Origin of the sequence: Sphingorhabdus sp. (genome assembly GCF_044338195.1) — a bacterium.
Taxonomy (GTDB): Bacteria; Pseudomonadota; Alphaproteobacteria; order Sphingomonadales; family Sphingomonadaceae; genus Sphingorhabdus_B.
The window spans coordinates 1-15019 of the sequence record NZ_JBIIMC010000014.1 but is presented as its reverse complement, the minus strand read 5'-3'; the positions used below and the strand labels follow the sequence as shown (position 1 = coordinate 15019).

Genomic DNA, 15019 nt, shown 5'->3' with positions numbered 1-15019 from the left:
AATATGACTTACACAACTTTCTCCGTCGATATCGACGCCGATGGCATTGCGCTTCTGACGATTGACCTTCCTGATGCATCGATGAATGTATGGAATGGCGCGTTGATCGAAGAATTCGGCAAATGGGTCGACGATTTCACCACGAACGAAGCCGTAAAGGGCGCGGTCATTACATCGGGCAAGAAATCCGGTTTCCTGGCCGGTGCTGACTTGACCATGTTGGGCGGCGCAAAGGCGAGCAGCACCAAAGAAGCGTTCGACCAAGCGTTCGCGTTGAACGCGTTGCTGCGCAAAATGGAATCCGGCGGTCAATCCGCCAAGGACCTGAGCAGTGGTAAGGCGTCGGCAAAGCCAGTGGCCTGTGCGCTGAACGGTCTGGCCCTCGGCGGCGGCTTGGAACTCGCGCTTGCGTGCCATTACCGCGTCGTTGCGGACAATCCAAAAATCCAGCTCGGCATGCCCGAAGTGATGGTTGGACTTTTGCCCGGCGGCGGCGGAACACAGCGGACGCCACGCCTCATTGGCCTGCAGAACGCAGCGATGATGATCATTCAAGGCAAGTCGCTCGATCCGGCAACGGCGAAGGCACAGGGACTGGTGCACGATGTTGCGCCAGCTGCGGATGTGATCGCCAATGCCAAGGCATGGGTAAAGGCCAATCCGAAGGCGACAGCGCCTTGGGACAAGAAGGATTTCAAATTCCCCGGCGGTGCAGGCGCGATGGACCCACGTGCGGTTCAACTGTTCGTTGGCCTGAACGCGATGGCGCACAAGGAAAGCAAAGGCAATTTTGACGCCATCAAGGCCATTTTGTCGTGTCTGTATGAAGGTTCGATCCTGCCGTTCGACACTGCGCTGCGTGTTGAATCCAAATATTTCACGAAACTGCTTTCGGGCAGCCAAGCGAAAAATATGATCCGCACGTTGTTCATCAACAAACAGGCTGCTGAAAAGGGCGCTGGCCGCCCTGCAGGTGTCCCTGCGGTTGAGATTAAAAAGGTGGGCGTATTGGGTGGCGGCCTCATGGGGTCGGGCATCACGCACGTTACCGTCAAGGGTGGCATGGAGGTTGTCGTTCTCGACCGCAGCCTTGAAGATGCCAATAAGGCGGTCGATTATAGCCGCAAGATCATCGACAAGGCCGTCAGCCGTGGCAAGATGACCAAGGAAGCCGGCGATGCGTTCATGGCGCGGATTACGCCGACCGACAGTTATGACGATCTGAAAGATGTCGACCTGATCATCGAAGCCGTGTTTGAACGGCCCGATGTAAAGGCAGATGTCATTAAGAAGGCTGAGGCTGTGATTGGTCCGGATGTCGTGTTCGCGTCGAACACGTCGACATTGCCGATTACGGGTCTTGCGAAGAATTCGTCACGTCCGGAATTGTTCGTCGGGCTGCACTTCTTCTCGCCGGTTGAAAAAATGCCGTTGCTGGAAATCATTCCCGGTGAATTGACCGGCGATCGGGCTATGGCTGCGGCGTTTGATTATAACGCAAAGATCAAGAAGACGCCGATTGTTGTGAAGGACGTTCGCGGCTTCTTCACCAACCGCGTATTCCCGCCGTATATGGGTGAGGCGATGAAGCTGGTGACCGAAGGCGTAAAGCCTGCGCTGATCGAAAACGCCGCCAAATCGCTTGGCATGCCGATTGGCCCGCTGGCGTTGCTGGATGAAACCACATTGCAGCTGGGCTATGACGTGATGCAGTCGACCAAGAAGGAATTGGGCGACGCATATCAACCAAGCGGCACCGAAGATTTCATGGAATTGATGGTCGTTAAGCTTGGCCGTAAGGGCCGCCGTTTTGGATCGGGCTTTTACGATTATGATGCCAAGGGCGAACGCCTGAGCCTGTGGCAAGGTATGGCGGAGCATTATCCGCTCGCCGAAGACCAGCCTTCGGTCGACGAAGTGAAGCAGCGCCTGCTGTACATCCAGTTGATTGCCACCGCGCAATGTTTTGAAGAAGAGGTCGTGCGCGATCCACAGAGCGCTGATTTGGGTGCGATCTTCGGTTGGGGCTTTGCGCCGTACACCGGCGGTCCGATGAGCTATATCGACACTGTTGGCTTGGAGAACTTCGTTCGCACGGCCGACAATTTGGCGCAGCGATTTGGCAATCGTTTTGCGCCACCCAAAAGCTTCCGCGACATGTCGGACAAGGGCGAGACGCTGTATAAAGCTGCTGCATAAAACCAGCACGCAAGGCACAAAAAAGGGCGACCTCCGCGGAGGCCGCCCTTTTTGTTTGTGGTTTTGGTTTAGAACTTGGTGCGGACGGTCAGGCCGTACATGCGTGGTTCTTCAACGAAACCGATACGCGAACGGGTGCCTGCACCGCCGCGCAGCGGGGTGTTAGCTGTCACGCCGCGCGTGATTTCGTTATTCAGGTTGGTGCCCCACAATTCAAAAGTAAGTTGCTCGTTCGGCGTAGTTAAGCCGATGCGGGCATTTATTTTGAAATAAGAGTCCTGATAATCCAGTGGGATTGGCAGGCCGTTGGTATCCAAAGGAATCGTGCTGGTGCGGCGGCGATCCGAATAGTTGACATTGCCGTTGACCAGCACGCCCCAACCGGAGTCATTGAGTTGGCCATCATAAGTCAGGCCAACAACACCTGCGAACTTAGGCGCATTGGTTAGCGAAGAACCACACAGCCTCTGCGTTGACGCCAGTGCCGCCAAAGCGACGCCATCGGCACAATCGCTAGGATAGCGAGAGTTGGCATATGTTGCCGAGACATTCGCCGAGATATTGTCGCTCAGCTTACCAAACAGTTCCAGCTCAGCACCTGTTGACCGCGCCGAATTGACGTTGAAGGTCAGGAACTGGACGCCCGTGAATTCAAGCACCTGGAAATCGCTCATTTTCATGTCGAACAAGGCCAAGTTGGCTTTGATGCTACCAAATAATGTCGCCTTTACGCCGACTTCGATTTGGTCGACCTTTTCGGATTCGAAGCTTGGGTCAGCATAAACCGGTGCCACAATAGTACCCGTTGCCAAACCGGCAAGAATGGCTCCCGAGTTCTGCAATGTTGCCGATTGCGGATCGAGGTTGAAGCCACCCGATTTGAATCCATGGCTGTAACCGGCGTAGAACAACAGATCTTCGTTCGCCTTGTAACCCAATTGGGCCGTATAGGTGATCTCATCGTCCTTGAACTCGTCCGCCCAAGCGCGTGGCAAAGGTAGCTTGGCGCTCGCAAGGCCGCCGCCGATGGCTGCAGGCGCTGTCAGGGCAACCGACGTTGCAAATGGGAAGCAGTTGAGGCCAATCAAACCCGCACGAAGTGGGGCAGGTACGGCACCGGTCAAAACACCATTCACACTGGCTTGGCACGCACTGGCGCCCGCACCGCTTGTTGCGGCAAGCTGATTGAATGACGCGTCTTTCGTCTCATTCACGTAACGCGCACCCAGCGTCAGGCTCAGCTTGTCGGTGAAATTGATCACATTGTGCGTAAATACCGACCAGCTTTTTGCATCCTGCAGGAACCGGTTTTCGGCATAGTTGCCATTGGCATTGACCGGAACGCCGGCATTGCCAAATGCCGTCAGTGCGAACAACGGATTTACCCCGGCCGCATTGGCAAAGTTAAACGCGCTGTTAGTGCTTTGGAAAGCGGAATTAAGCGTCATCGTCTGGTCCGCGCGGATTTTCTCGCTCGAGTAGAAACCACCAATCAACCAGTCGAGACCATCGTTCATAGCAGTGCCTTGCAGGCGCAGCTCTTGTGTGAAGGTCTTGATATGGTCACCCGATGGCATAATGCCGGGGCGTGATGTCGGTGCGCCATCACCCACTGTGTAGGTGTCGTTGGAAGTGAAGCCACCGACCGTTGTGGAGCTCGAATCAAACTTACGATATGCGGTAACCGAGGTCAGCTTTGTGCCGCCAAAGTCCCATTTTACTTCCGCCGAAGTGCCCCATTGCTTGGAGCCGTTCAGATAAGGTCCGCCGTTGATCGAGAGATTCTTCAGCGCGCTCATTCCGGACTGGTCTACGCCATCGCTGGCCAAGCCGTGGAAAGCGGAGAAAGGCGCAAGTTCGGTTTCACGAACGATAACCGCTTCGCAGCATTGTTCGTCAGTTTTGGCATAATCGGCCAACAGACGGATGCTCACATCCGCATTTGGTTCGACATAGAGCTGTCCACGCAGCATGTAGCGATCGCGGTTGTTGCTCTCTACGCCCGTGGGGGATTTGAGATAGCCGTCGCGTTTACGCCATGTGCCGGACAACCGCAGGCCCGCAACGTCCGTGGTGATAGGTACACTGACACCGGCTTGAAGGTTCATGAAATTATAATTGCCGTAGCTGGCGTTTGCGAAGCCTTCGACTTCAGAAAGGCTTGGGCGCTTTGTCGTTACGTTCAGCGCGCCGGCCGACGTGTTGCGGCCAAACAAGGTTCCTTGTGGGCCACGCAAGATTTCAAGACGCTCAAGGTCGACAAGGTCACCCAAAGCAACGCCTGGACGTGATTGATATACGCCATCGATGAAAACACCGACCGAGCTTTCAAGACCAGTGTTGTTACCCGTGGTGCCGACGCCGCGAATTTTGATCGAGGTACCTTGGGTTTCGGTCTGCGATGATTGAATGTTAAAGCTTGGCGAAATGGACGCCAAGTTCTTAATGTCGTTGATACCCTGACGCTCAAGCGCCTCTGGCGCGACCGCGGTCACGGCAAGCGGAATGTCTTGCACATCCATTGCGCGCAATGTTGCAGTCACGATGATGGGCTCATCACCACTATCTTCTTCGGCTTGGGCTGTTTGGGCGTAAGCCGCAGGCACTAACATAGCGCTGCAGATGGTACTGCACAGGGCAGCCGTGATTACACGATTAAAACGACGCATTATACTCTCTCCTCCTATTCAACCGATCCCCTTGTGGCATTTGCTACGCACTTCGAGATACCAGTTTTGACACACTCACCGTCTGGGTTGGTCCGGCAAGCAAGCTCTCACTCAACCGCCATCCTATCGCCGAATTTTAACAAATCCAGCAATTTAATCATGCAATTGAAATTCATACTTTGCTGTGGCTTTTGTGCCCTTTGGCGCTAATTATGTGCGACTATGTTTGACCGTCCTACGATATTAGACGCGGCTTTTCTGCGGCGTGTTGCTGCCCATGACTTTCTAGCCCCGCGCTTAGAAGGTGCTGCCGAAGGGGCAGCGGCCCATGTGCTGGTGGATTTGTTCGATACGCAAATCATGAACCGTCACCTCGATCTTTGGGCGCGCCGGTCAAAGGGCAAGACTTTTTATTCCATCGGCAGTTCGGGGCATGAAGGCACGGCGGCGATGGCGGCGGCGACGCGCGCGACCGACATGGCATTTTTGCATTACCGTGATGGCGCGTTCCTGATTCAGCGTAAAAAACAAGCGGGCGGCCTGACGCCATTATATGACATGGCTTTGTCTTTCGCAGCGTCGGCAGATGATCCGATTTCCGGTGGGCGGCATAAGGTTCTGGGATGTGCACACACTTTTGTCCCGCCGCAGACCAGCACCATTGCCTCGCATTTGCCAAAGGCCGTCGGCGCCGCGCATTCTTTGGGGCTCGCACGCCGTCTGCAACTTGATGACGCGGTTCTCCCGCATGATTCCATCATTTTATGTTCGTTCGGCGATGCGTCGGCCAACCATTCCACATCGCAAGGCGCGTTCAACGCCGCCTGCTGGGCTGCGTATCAGCATTTGCCCATGCCCATTGTCTTCCTGTGTGAGGATAATGGCATCGGCATTTCGGTGCGGACGCCCGGCGGATGGATAGAGGCCAACTTCGCGCATCGCCCCGCATTGAAGTACATTGCCTGCGACGGGGCGGACCTGAATGATGCTCTGCGTGGCTGCCACGAAGCCGTTGCATATGCGCGTGCGCGGCGCAGGCCCGTATTTCTGCATATGCAGACGGTGCGTCTCATGGGGCATGCCGGGGCTGATGTTGAATTGAGCTATGCACCGATTACGCAGATCGAAGCGGCCGAAGCGCAAGATCCATTGCTGCACAGCGCGCGGATTTTGCATGAGCAAGCTGGCATGTCGGGCGCGGAGATTGTTGCGCGCTACGAAGATATGCGCGCGCGGGTTGACCGCGTTGCCTTGGACGCGTTGGCCAAGCCACGGCTTGTGACCGCGCAAGAGGTGATGGCGTCCATCCTGCCAGAGGACGGCGTCAAGCCGTCGCGGCCATTGCCCGATACGGCCGCGCGCGACGCCCTTTTTGCGAAGGATGCGCGCAACCTAGCAAAGCCAGTTACCTTGGCTAAGAGCATCAACTTCGCTTTGGCGGACATCATGCTGCAATATCCCAATATCGCGGTGTTTGGCGAAGATGTCGCGCGCAAAGGCGGCGTCTATGGCGTGACACAGGGGCTACAGGAAAAATTCGGCGCTGCGCGGGTGTTTGACACGCTGTTGGACGAACAGACCATTCTTGGGCTCGCCATCGGCATGGGGCATAATGGCTTTGTCCCCATCCCCGAAATCCAGTTTTTGGCCTATCTGCATAATGCGGAGGACCAGATCCGGGGTGAAGCGGCGACCTTGTCCTTCTTTTCCAACCGGCAATATCGCAACCCTATGGTCGTGCGTATCGCTGGCTTGCCCTATCAAAAGGGCTTTGGCGGGCATTTCCACAATGACAACAGCATCGCTGTCCTCACCGACATTCCCGGTATCATTGTCGCATGTCCGTCGGGCGCCGCCGACGCGCCCGCTATGCTGCGTGAATGCGTCCGTCTCGCGCATGAGGATGGCCGTGTTGTGGTGTTCCTTGAACCCATCGCGCTGTACCACACGACTGACCTTCATGGCGCGGATGATGGGGCATGGTCCGCGGAATATACAGCGCCGGCGGAGGCAAATGAAATTGGCTTTGGCACGCTTGGACAATTTGGCAATGGTACTGAACTTGCGATTATAACCTATGGAAATGGTTATTATTTATCGCGTCAGGCTGCACCCGAATTGGAAGCATTGGGCATCACATTACGGATCATTGACCTGCGTTGGTTGCATCCGTTGAATGCGGACGCAATCGTGGCTGCGGTGGCCGATTGTTCGAATATCCTGATTGTTGACGAAAGCCGCCGATCGGGAAGCTTAAGTGAAAAACTGATGACCATATTGACCGAGGCCGGTCGCGGAAACGCCGTTAGCCGGATTACCGCCGAAGATTGTTTCATCCCGCTTGGGCCCGCGGCTGAACTGGTATTGCCCAGCAAGCAATCGATCGTGGAAGCCGCCAAGGCAGCGGTCGCATGAAGAAGCGCGCATTGGTTGTTTGCCCGGGACGCGGCACGTATAACGCGTCCGAGCTTGGATATTTGCAGAAGCACCATTTGGGCCACGCCGATGTGGTCGGCATTGTCGATGCGGTACGGGCGGAAAAAGGCCAAGCGCCGGTATCGGCGCTCGATAAAGCCGAGAAATACGCGCCATCGGTGCATATGACCGGCGATAATGCTTCCCCGCTGATTTACGCATCTGCCCTCGCGGATTTCGCTGCGATTGATCGTGAACGCTTCGATATTGTTGCGGTGACCGGCAATTCGATGGGCTGGTATCTCGCGCTTGCCTGTGGGGGGATTGTCGATCTGGCGGCGGGTGCGCGGCTTGTGAACAATATGGGCCTGTTGATGCATGAACATGGCGCCGGCGGGCAGATCGTCTGGCCGATTGTTGATGCCGACTGGAACATTGACGCAAAAAAAGTAAATTTTGCGAATGCTTTAGTTAATGAAGCGCAGAATATTTCTGATATATTTATATCGGTATCGATACGCCTCGGCGGGATGGTGGTGTTCGCAGGCGACGAAGCCGGACTGAAATGGCTCGCCGAAAAACTGCCGAAGGACGACCGCTTCCCAATGCGACTGATGCACCATGCGGCTTTCCACAGTCCGTTGCTGCAGCATATCGTGCCAATGGCGCGCGCGCAGAATCCCGTGGCGGATTTCGGCGCGGGCAGCATTCCGGCAATTGACGGGCAGGGCAAGATTTGGTCGCCGCATGCGTTTAGCGCGGACGCGATCTACGCCTACACGCTTGGCGCGCAGTTGACGGAGACATATGATTTTAGCCGCGCGGTGCAGGTTGCCGCCGCAGAATTCGCGCCGGATGTTGTGATTGTTCTGGGGCCCGGAACCACCTTGGGTGCACCGACTGCACAAGCGCTGATTGCATCGGGTTGGCGCGGCCTTTCGGGCAAAGCGGACTTTCAGGCACGGCAACAGGACGAGCCTATATTGATTTCCATGGGTATGGACGAACAGCGCGCCTGGGCAGAACGATAAACGTTGCATACGAATAAGCGCTAGACGCTTGTGCCCTTCAGGATAAAGGGGGACGCAATTGGTAAGGCGACCGACCGGTGCCTTGCATGGAGACGGACAGAATGAGCATGCACAGTTCCACCTTGCTGTTGTTTGGGGCCACCGGCGACCTTTCACGGCGGATGCTGCTGCCATCCTTATATGCGCTGCATGCCGATGGCCTGATTAATCCCGACCTGCGTATTTTTGGCACTGCCCGCAGCGCGCTTACCGATGATGCCTTCCGCGATATGGCACGCGCGGCATTGTGCGAATTTCTGCCCGATGACCGCAAGGCCGAGGGCCTGATTGACGCATTTCTGCAAAGGCTTTCTTATGTCGCGCTGGACGCGTCAGATCCACAAGGCTTTGCCGCATTGGCGGACAAGATTGGGGACATATCGGGCGGATTGTCGATTTTCCTGTCGACCGCGCCATCTTTGTTTGAACCAACGATCAAGGGCCTGTACCATGCGGGCCTGTCTGGTGCACATGTGCGCATCGGTCTGGAAAAGCCGTTGGGCAATGATTTGGCGTCATCGCAGCATATCAATGACGCGGTGAACGCGGTTTTTCCGGAAACGCGGACGTTCCGCATCGACCATTATCTGGGCAAGGAAACGGTCCAGAACCTGATGGCGCTTCGTTTTGCGAACATGCTGTTTGAACCGCTGTGGAATGCCAATGCCATTGAGCATGTGCAGATTACCGTGAGCGAGACCGTGGGGCTTGAGGGGCGGGCAGGATTTTATGACGATACCGGCGCGTTGCGGGACATGGTGCAAAACCATATGCTGCAATTGCTGGCGCTGACTGCGATGGAGCCACCGGCAAGTCTGGACGCGACGGCCATCCGCGATGAAAAGGTAAAGGTCCTGCGCGCGCTGCGTCCGGTGGTCGAAGGTGACGTCGTGACCGGGCAATATAATGAAGGTGCGGTCAACGGCGAAGCGGTCAAAAGCTATGACGCGGATCTCGGGAAACCATCCGACACCGAAACCTTTGTGGCGATTAAAGCCTATGTCGATAACTGGCGGTGGCAGGGCGTGCCGTTTTTCCTGCGTACCGGGAAACGTTTGCCCGAACGCCGCAGCGAAATCGTGATCCAGTTTAAACCCGTCCCCCACAATGTGTTCAAGGACCGTGGCGGTCGGCTGGAGGCAAATACGTTGGTTATCCGGTTACAGCCCGAGGAATATGTTCGCTTGTTGGTGATGGCGAAAGAACCCGGGCTGGATCGCGGCGGGGTCACCTTGCGCGAAGTGCCGCTTGATCTGTCGCTTACCGCTGCCTTTGCCGGATCACGACGGCGGATTGCCTATGAACGCCTGCTTCTCGACCTCATAGAAGGCGACCAGACGCTATTTGTCCGCCGTGACGAGGTTGAGGCCCAGTGGAAGTGGATCGATGCCATACGGGCGCTGTGGGACGCGACAGCGCTAAAGCCAAAGGGCTATGGTGCCGGTAGCTGGGGCCCCAATGCCGCGATTGCACTCACCGAACGTGATGGAGTGAGCTGGCATGAGTAAAATGCACCCGGCCGTTGAAGCCGTCACCGCGCGGATCATCGAACGGTCAAAGCCCGGGCGTCAGGCCTATCTCGACCTGATCGCCAAGCAACGTGATGCAGGCGTAAACCGGCCCGCTTTAAGCTGCGGCAATCTGGCGCATGGCTTTGCAGCGAGCGGTGAGGATAAGACTGCCATTCGCGGCGGCAAAGCGATGAACATCGGCATTGTCAGTGCCTATAACGATATGCTGTCGGCGCATCAGCCATATGGCCGCTACCCCGAGCAGATGAAAATATTCGCGCGCGAAGTTGGCGCGACAGCGCAGGTCGCAGGCGCTGTGCCCGCGATGTGCGATGGCGTGACGCAGGGTCAGGATTCGATGGAGCTGTCGTTGTTCAGCCGCGATGTCATTGCCATGGCAACCGCGGTTGGCCTTAGTCACGGGATGTTTGAAAGCGTCGCGATGTTGGGCATTTGTGACAAGATCGTCCCCGGCCTTCTGATCGGCGCGTTACGCTTTGGCCATTTGCCGACAATCCTCGTGCCCGCAGGCCCAATGCCGTCCGGCCTCGCCAACAAAGAAAAACAACGTGTCCGTCAGCTATATGCAGAGGGCAAGGTGGGCCGCGCCGAATTGCTGGAGGCGGAAGCGGCTTCCTATCACAGCGCTGGCACATGTACTTTTTACGGCACCGCCAATTCTAACCAGATGATGATGGAGGTCATGGGGCTGCATATCCCCGGTGCCGCGTTCATCAACCCCGGCAACAAGTTGCGCACCGAATTGACGCGGGCTGCTGTCCATCGGTTGAGCGAGATTGGCTGGGACGGGGACGATTACCGCCCCTTGGGTCGTTGCGTCGATGAAAAAGCCATCGTCAACGCCTGTGTCGGTTTGCTGGCAACAGGCGGATCGACGAACCATGCGCTGCACATTCCGGCCATTGCGCGGGCAGCCGGTATCATCATCGATTGGGAAGATTTGGATCAGCTGTCGGCAGTGGTTCCGTTGATAGCCCGCGTGTATCCGAACGGCTCGGGCGATGTGAACCATTTCCACGCGGCAGGCGGAATAGGCTATGTCATCCGCGAACTGATAGACGCGGGGCTTCTCCACCGCGATATCATGACCGTCGCGGGTCAGGATTTGGCGGATTATGGGCGTGAGCCGATGTTGGAAGAGGACACGCTTGTGTGGCGCGAAGCACCTGCGGTGACCGCCGATGACACGATGCTGCGCCCGCCGTCGGCACCCTTCAGCCCCGATGGGGGCATGCGCTTGGTGACGGGTAATTTGGGCCGTGCGACGTTCAAGACCAGCGCGGTTGATCCGGCACGCTGGACCATCGAAGCACCGGTTCGCGTATTTCATGAACAAAATGATGTTCTGGCGGCCTTTAAGGCGGGCGAGCTTGATCGCGACGTCATTGTCGTCATCCGTTTTCAGGGGCCTGCCGCCAACGGCATGCCTGAACTGCACAAGCTGACGCCGCCCTTGGGTGTGTTGCAGGATAAAGGCTTTAAGGTCGCACTCGTGACCGACGGGCGTATGTCCGGCGCATCCGGCAAAGTGCCCGCAGCGATCCACTTAAGTCCCGAAGCTGCACGTGGCGGGGCTATCGCGAAGCTTCAGGATGGCGACGTCGTGCGCCTGTGCGCCACCAATGGCACTTTGTCCGTGTTGGTCGACGACAGCGAATGGGCCGGTCGCGCACCAGCGCCGACGCCGGTGGCGCACATGGGAACTGGACGCGAGCTGTTTGCAATGATGCGTGCCACGGCCGATGAAGCGGAAAAGGGCGGGTCAGCCATGCTCGCGGCGGCAGGGCTATGACCGCGATTGTCGCCGTCGATATCGGCGGAACCCACGCGCGCTTTGCCCTTGCCGAAGTGGACGCGGGCAAGGTGATTAAACTTGGCGAGGCGGTAACGCTGAAAACAGCGGAGCATGCCAGTTTCCAAACCGCTTGGCAGGAATTTCAGCGGATGAACGGCGCGCCGCTTCCGCCCGCAACCGCCATTGCCATTGCAGGGCCGGTCGATGCTGACGTGATTAAGCTCACCAACAATCCGTGGATCATCCGCCGGTCGATGGTCTGTGAAAAGCTGAATGTCGATACCTTCGTGATCGTTAATGATTTCGGCGCCGTTGGCCATGCAGTTGCGCAAGCCGGGCCAGAGCATTTCCACCATTTGACAGGCCCTGATCAGGCGTTTGCGCCGGAAGGCACGCTGAGCATCATTGGCCCGGGAACCGGTCTTGGCGTTGCACATGTTAGCCGCACCGGCGGCGCCTATCATGTGCAAGCGACCGAAGGTGGGCATATCGATTTTGCCCCGCTCGACGCGATTGAAGATGCCGTGTTGGCGCGCTTGCGCAAACGCTACCGCAGGGTTTCGATTGAACGGGTGGTGTCCGGTCCTGGCTTGGTTGATCTCTACGAAACGCTAGCCGCTATCGAAGGCCGCGCCGTTCAGCAATATGATGACAAGACGCTCTGGCAAATGGGCATGTCCGGTGAAGATAGCCTTGCCGCGGCGGCTGTTGACCGTTTTTGCCTGTCGCTGGGCAGTGTTGCCGGTGACATCACGCTCGCTCAGGGTGGCTTTGCAGGGGTCGTCATCGCAGGCGGACTTGGGTTGCGTATAAAGGATAGTCTTGTCCGGTCAGGCTTTGCCGAACGTTTCCGCGCCAAAGGCCGCTTTGAAGGATTGATGGCCTCCATCCCCGTTAAACTCATCACCCATCCGCAGCCCGGCCTTTTCGGCGCAGCGGCTGCCTATGCCCAGCAATATATCGAGAAAGAATAGCCCATGACGCCCGTTGAAAAAATCATGCGCACCGCGCCGGTTATCCCCGTTCTGGTGATTGAAGATGCGACGCATGCACACGCGATTGCTGAGGCATTGGTCGCAGGCGGTTTGCCGGTGTTAGAGGTCACGTTGCGCACGGCGGCTGCATTGGACGCCATTGCCGAAATGAAGAATGTGCCGGGCGCAATTGTGGGGGCAGGCACAGTCGTTGATGTGGCAGGCCTCGACAGCGCAATCGCGGCGGGGGCGGAGTTTATCGTTTCGCCTGGCCTTACCGACAATTTGGGCAAAGCCGCCGTCGCCAAGAATATTCCGTTCCTGCCCGGCGTCGCAAGCGCGGGCGATATCATGCGCGGACTTGATCTGGGCCTGACGCATTTCAAATTCTTCCCGGCTGAAGCAAATGGCGGTCTACCTGCGCTGAAATCGCTGATTGGTCCGTTCGGTCAGTGCAAATTCTGCCCGACCGGCGGTATCAAACAGGAAACCGCAGCAGACTGGCTCGCGGTTCCCGAAATTTTATGTGTTGGTGGAAGCTGGCTTGTTGGTAAAGGCGTTCCTGATGTTGCCGCGATAGAATCTGCAGCGCGGGCAGCATCGGCATTACGCAACTAACGGAGACGCAAGGCACATGGCCGAAGAAATTGAATGGTGGGACTTTGACGCAGCAGAAGATTTGATCGACGCTGTTGTCGGCGACGTCAGCTTCATCATCGAAAGTGCACTTGATGCCCGTGGCCAAGCGTTGGTTGCGTTTCCGGGCGGTTCGACGCCGAAGCCTATTTTGGAAAAGCTGGCACAAGCCAATATCCGTTGGAAAAGTGTCACGATCATCCCGACCGATGACCGTTTGGTTCCCGTCGACAATGCGCTGTCGAATGTTGCGATGATTGCGAAGATATTCATCCCGAAAGGCGCGCGTGTTTTGCCGATCACCAGCGATGCTGCGGACTATAAATTGGCCGGAGGGGCAGCAAACGCCCGTCTTGCGGACTTGCATTGGCCACCCGATCTTGTCTGGCTGGGCATGGGCACGGATGGGCATACCGCGTCGATATTCCCGGGACCTGATCTCGAAACCGCGCTCGAAGGTGGCAAAGATGTGCGCGCCGTTGGCGTTGCGCCAGACCCGCTCCCGCCCGAAGCTCCCGTCAACCGGGTTACTTTGACAGCATCTGCAATCGGTGCCGCGCGCACGGCGATATTGGTGATCAATGGGGCCGAGAAGCGTGCCGTGCTTGAGGTAGCGATTGAGCAGGGAAGTAAGTCAGCTTACCCCGTTGGCCGCGTGCTCGACAAGATTGCCGTCCCTGTCGACATATATTGCTTGGATGATTGATTTAAACGCGGCGTAGCTTGCCAGGTGGCAGCGGCGTCGTGTTTAGCCTTTGAAGATATAGGGGAAGTTCGCGTACGCCGGCATTGGCAGGCTTGCGCGCGTCTTTCGGATTGATGGGGTGATCAAACGCAATGCCCACACGGCGGTCGGTTACCCATGCAATGTGACCGCTGACCCAACCGATGCTGCGCAGCTTTATCTCCACCGGTTCACCGCGCAGTGTATCTGTTGGGATTTCAGCCATCAGCCCGCCGGCTGATACGTTGCGAATGCGTACTTCATGCTCATCTTTTGTATTGGGAAAGCGCAGAACTGCCTTCAGAAAAAGGCTGTCGCGATCCATGCTCCGCTTTGCAGCCGACATGTTAATTCCGCCGAATGAGTCATTCATAATGCAGCACCAAGCACAGAATTGGGAATAATCCAGACTTGGACACTGCCACTTAATGGTAACCAAATGGTTAATTCGCGGATCAACCCGGTGGACTTCACATGGTTACATCAACCATGATCATCGAACGTCGCGGTGTTAGTCGTCGCGTGAAACGCGTTCCTGCCGTTCGTGTCGTTCCTGCGCCTCAAGCGTCATTGTCGCGATGGGGCGGGCGCGCAGTCGGGCAAGTGAAATGGGCTCGCCCGTTACCTGACAATAACCATATTCGCCTTCGGTGATGCGGCGAAGTGCGGATTCGATTTTGGAGATCAGTTTGCGCTGACGGTCGCGGGTTCGCAATTCGATTCCCCAGTCCGTTTCGCTGGATGCGCGATCGTTCAGATCAGGTTCGCGCATAGGGCCATCCTGAAGCTGATTCAGCGTCCCCTGCGATTCCGCCAAGATACTGTTTTTCCAGTCAACCAACTGTTTTTCAAAATATTTCAGCTGACGATCGTTCATGAACGGCTCGTCGTCGCTGGGAATATATGAAGGGTCAATATCATAACCGGAATTGTTCAATTCTCCGGTATTCGTTTGAGGCTCGGCGCTTGCGCCCATGTTAGATTCTCCACCTCTGGCGGGCCCCG

General features: G+C 56.8%; 11 protein-coding genes. 8 read left to right on the top strand and 3 right to left on the bottom strand.

Translation table 11 applies throughout. The features are described 5' to 3' along the window. The first annotated feature begins 3 nt into the window (after nt 1–3). The gene (locus ACIQZK_RS05780; RefSeq protein ID WP_397575294.1) at nt 4–2199 is read left to right on the top strand and encodes a 3-hydroxyacyl-CoA dehydrogenase NAD-binding domain-containing protein; all 2196 of its coding nucleotides are present in this window, start codon (nt 4–6) and stop codon (nt 2197–2199) included. A 68-nt stretch (nt 2200–2267) separates the two neighbouring features. On the opposite strand, the gene ACIQZK_RS05775 is transcribed toward ACIQZK_RS05780, so the two are convergent. After that, a complete protein-coding gene (locus tag ACIQZK_RS05775) occupies nt 2268–4805 on the bottom strand; it encodes a TonB-dependent receptor (RefSeq protein ID WP_397575293.1) in 2538 nt (845 codons plus the stop codon). Between the two features lie 285 nt (nt 4806–5090). On the opposite strand from ACIQZK_RS05775, the gene ACIQZK_RS05770 reads away from it, so the two are divergent. The 7 genes from ACIQZK_RS05770 to pgl all read left to right on the top strand — a co-directional run bounded on the left by ACIQZK_RS05770 (nt 5091) and on the right by pgl (nt 13996). Then, nucleotides 5091–7283, top strand: coding sequence for a thiamine pyrophosphate-dependent enzyme (locus ACIQZK_RS05770; protein ID WP_397575292.1), 2193 nt, complete (start codon nt 5091–5093; stop codon nt 7281–7283). Continuing rightward, on the top strand, nt 7280–8314 hold the full coding sequence (locus ACIQZK_RS05765) for an ACP S-malonyltransferase (protein ID WP_397575291.1): 1035 nt from the start codon (nt 7280–7282) through the stop codon (nt 8312–8314). Before ACIQZK_RS05770 ends, ACIQZK_RS05765 begins: the two co-directional genes overlap by 4 nt. A 101-nt stretch (nt 8315–8415) precedes the next feature. Beyond that, on the top strand, nt 8416–9861 hold the full coding sequence (gene zwf / locus ACIQZK_RS05760; protein ID WP_397575290.1) for a glucose-6-phosphate dehydrogenase: 1446 nt from the start codon (nt 8416–8418) through the stop codon (nt 9859–9861). Continuing rightward, nucleotides 9854–11677, top strand: a complete 1824-nt coding sequence (edd, locus tag ACIQZK_RS05755) for a phosphogluconate dehydratase (RefSeq protein ID WP_397575289.1) — start codon at nt 9854–9856, stop codon at nt 11675–11677. Before zwf ends, edd begins: the two co-directional genes overlap by 8 nt. Further along, a complete protein-coding gene (gene glk / locus ACIQZK_RS05750) occupies nt 11674–12654 on the top strand; it encodes a glucokinase (RefSeq protein WP_397575288.1) in 981 nt (326 codons plus the stop codon). Before edd ends, glk begins: the two co-directional genes overlap by 4 nt. 3 nt (nt 12655–12657) lie before the next feature. Further along, complete coding sequence (eda, locus tag ACIQZK_RS05745; protein ID WP_397575287.1) at nt 12658–13272, top strand: bifunctional 4-hydroxy-2-oxoglutarate aldolase/2-dehydro-3-deoxy-phosphogluconate aldolase; 615 nt, start codon at nt 12658–12660, stop codon at nt 13270–13272. A 16-nt stretch (nt 13273–13288) separates the two neighbouring features. Beyond that, a complete protein-coding gene (gene pgl, locus ACIQZK_RS05740) occupies nt 13289–13996 on the top strand; it encodes a 6-phosphogluconolactonase (protein ID WP_397575286.1) in 708 nt (235 codons plus the stop codon). 1 nt (nt 13997) lies between these two features. Here the strand turns inward: pgl and ACIQZK_RS05735 are convergent, their stop codons facing one another. Together ACIQZK_RS05735 and dksA are read right to left on the bottom strand one after the other, a co-directional pair. Then, entirely contained in the window at nt 13998–14387 is a 390-nt protein-coding gene (locus ACIQZK_RS05735; protein WP_397575285.1) for a PilZ domain-containing protein, read from the bottom strand. Nucleotides 14388–14525: 138 nt separating this feature from the next. Continuing rightward, nucleotides 14526–14990, bottom strand: coding sequence for an RNA polymerase-binding protein DksA (gene dksA / locus ACIQZK_RS05730; protein ID WP_306064814.1), 465 nt, complete (start codon nt 14988–14990; stop codon nt 14526–14528). Nucleotides 14991–15019: the final 29 nt, after the last annotated feature.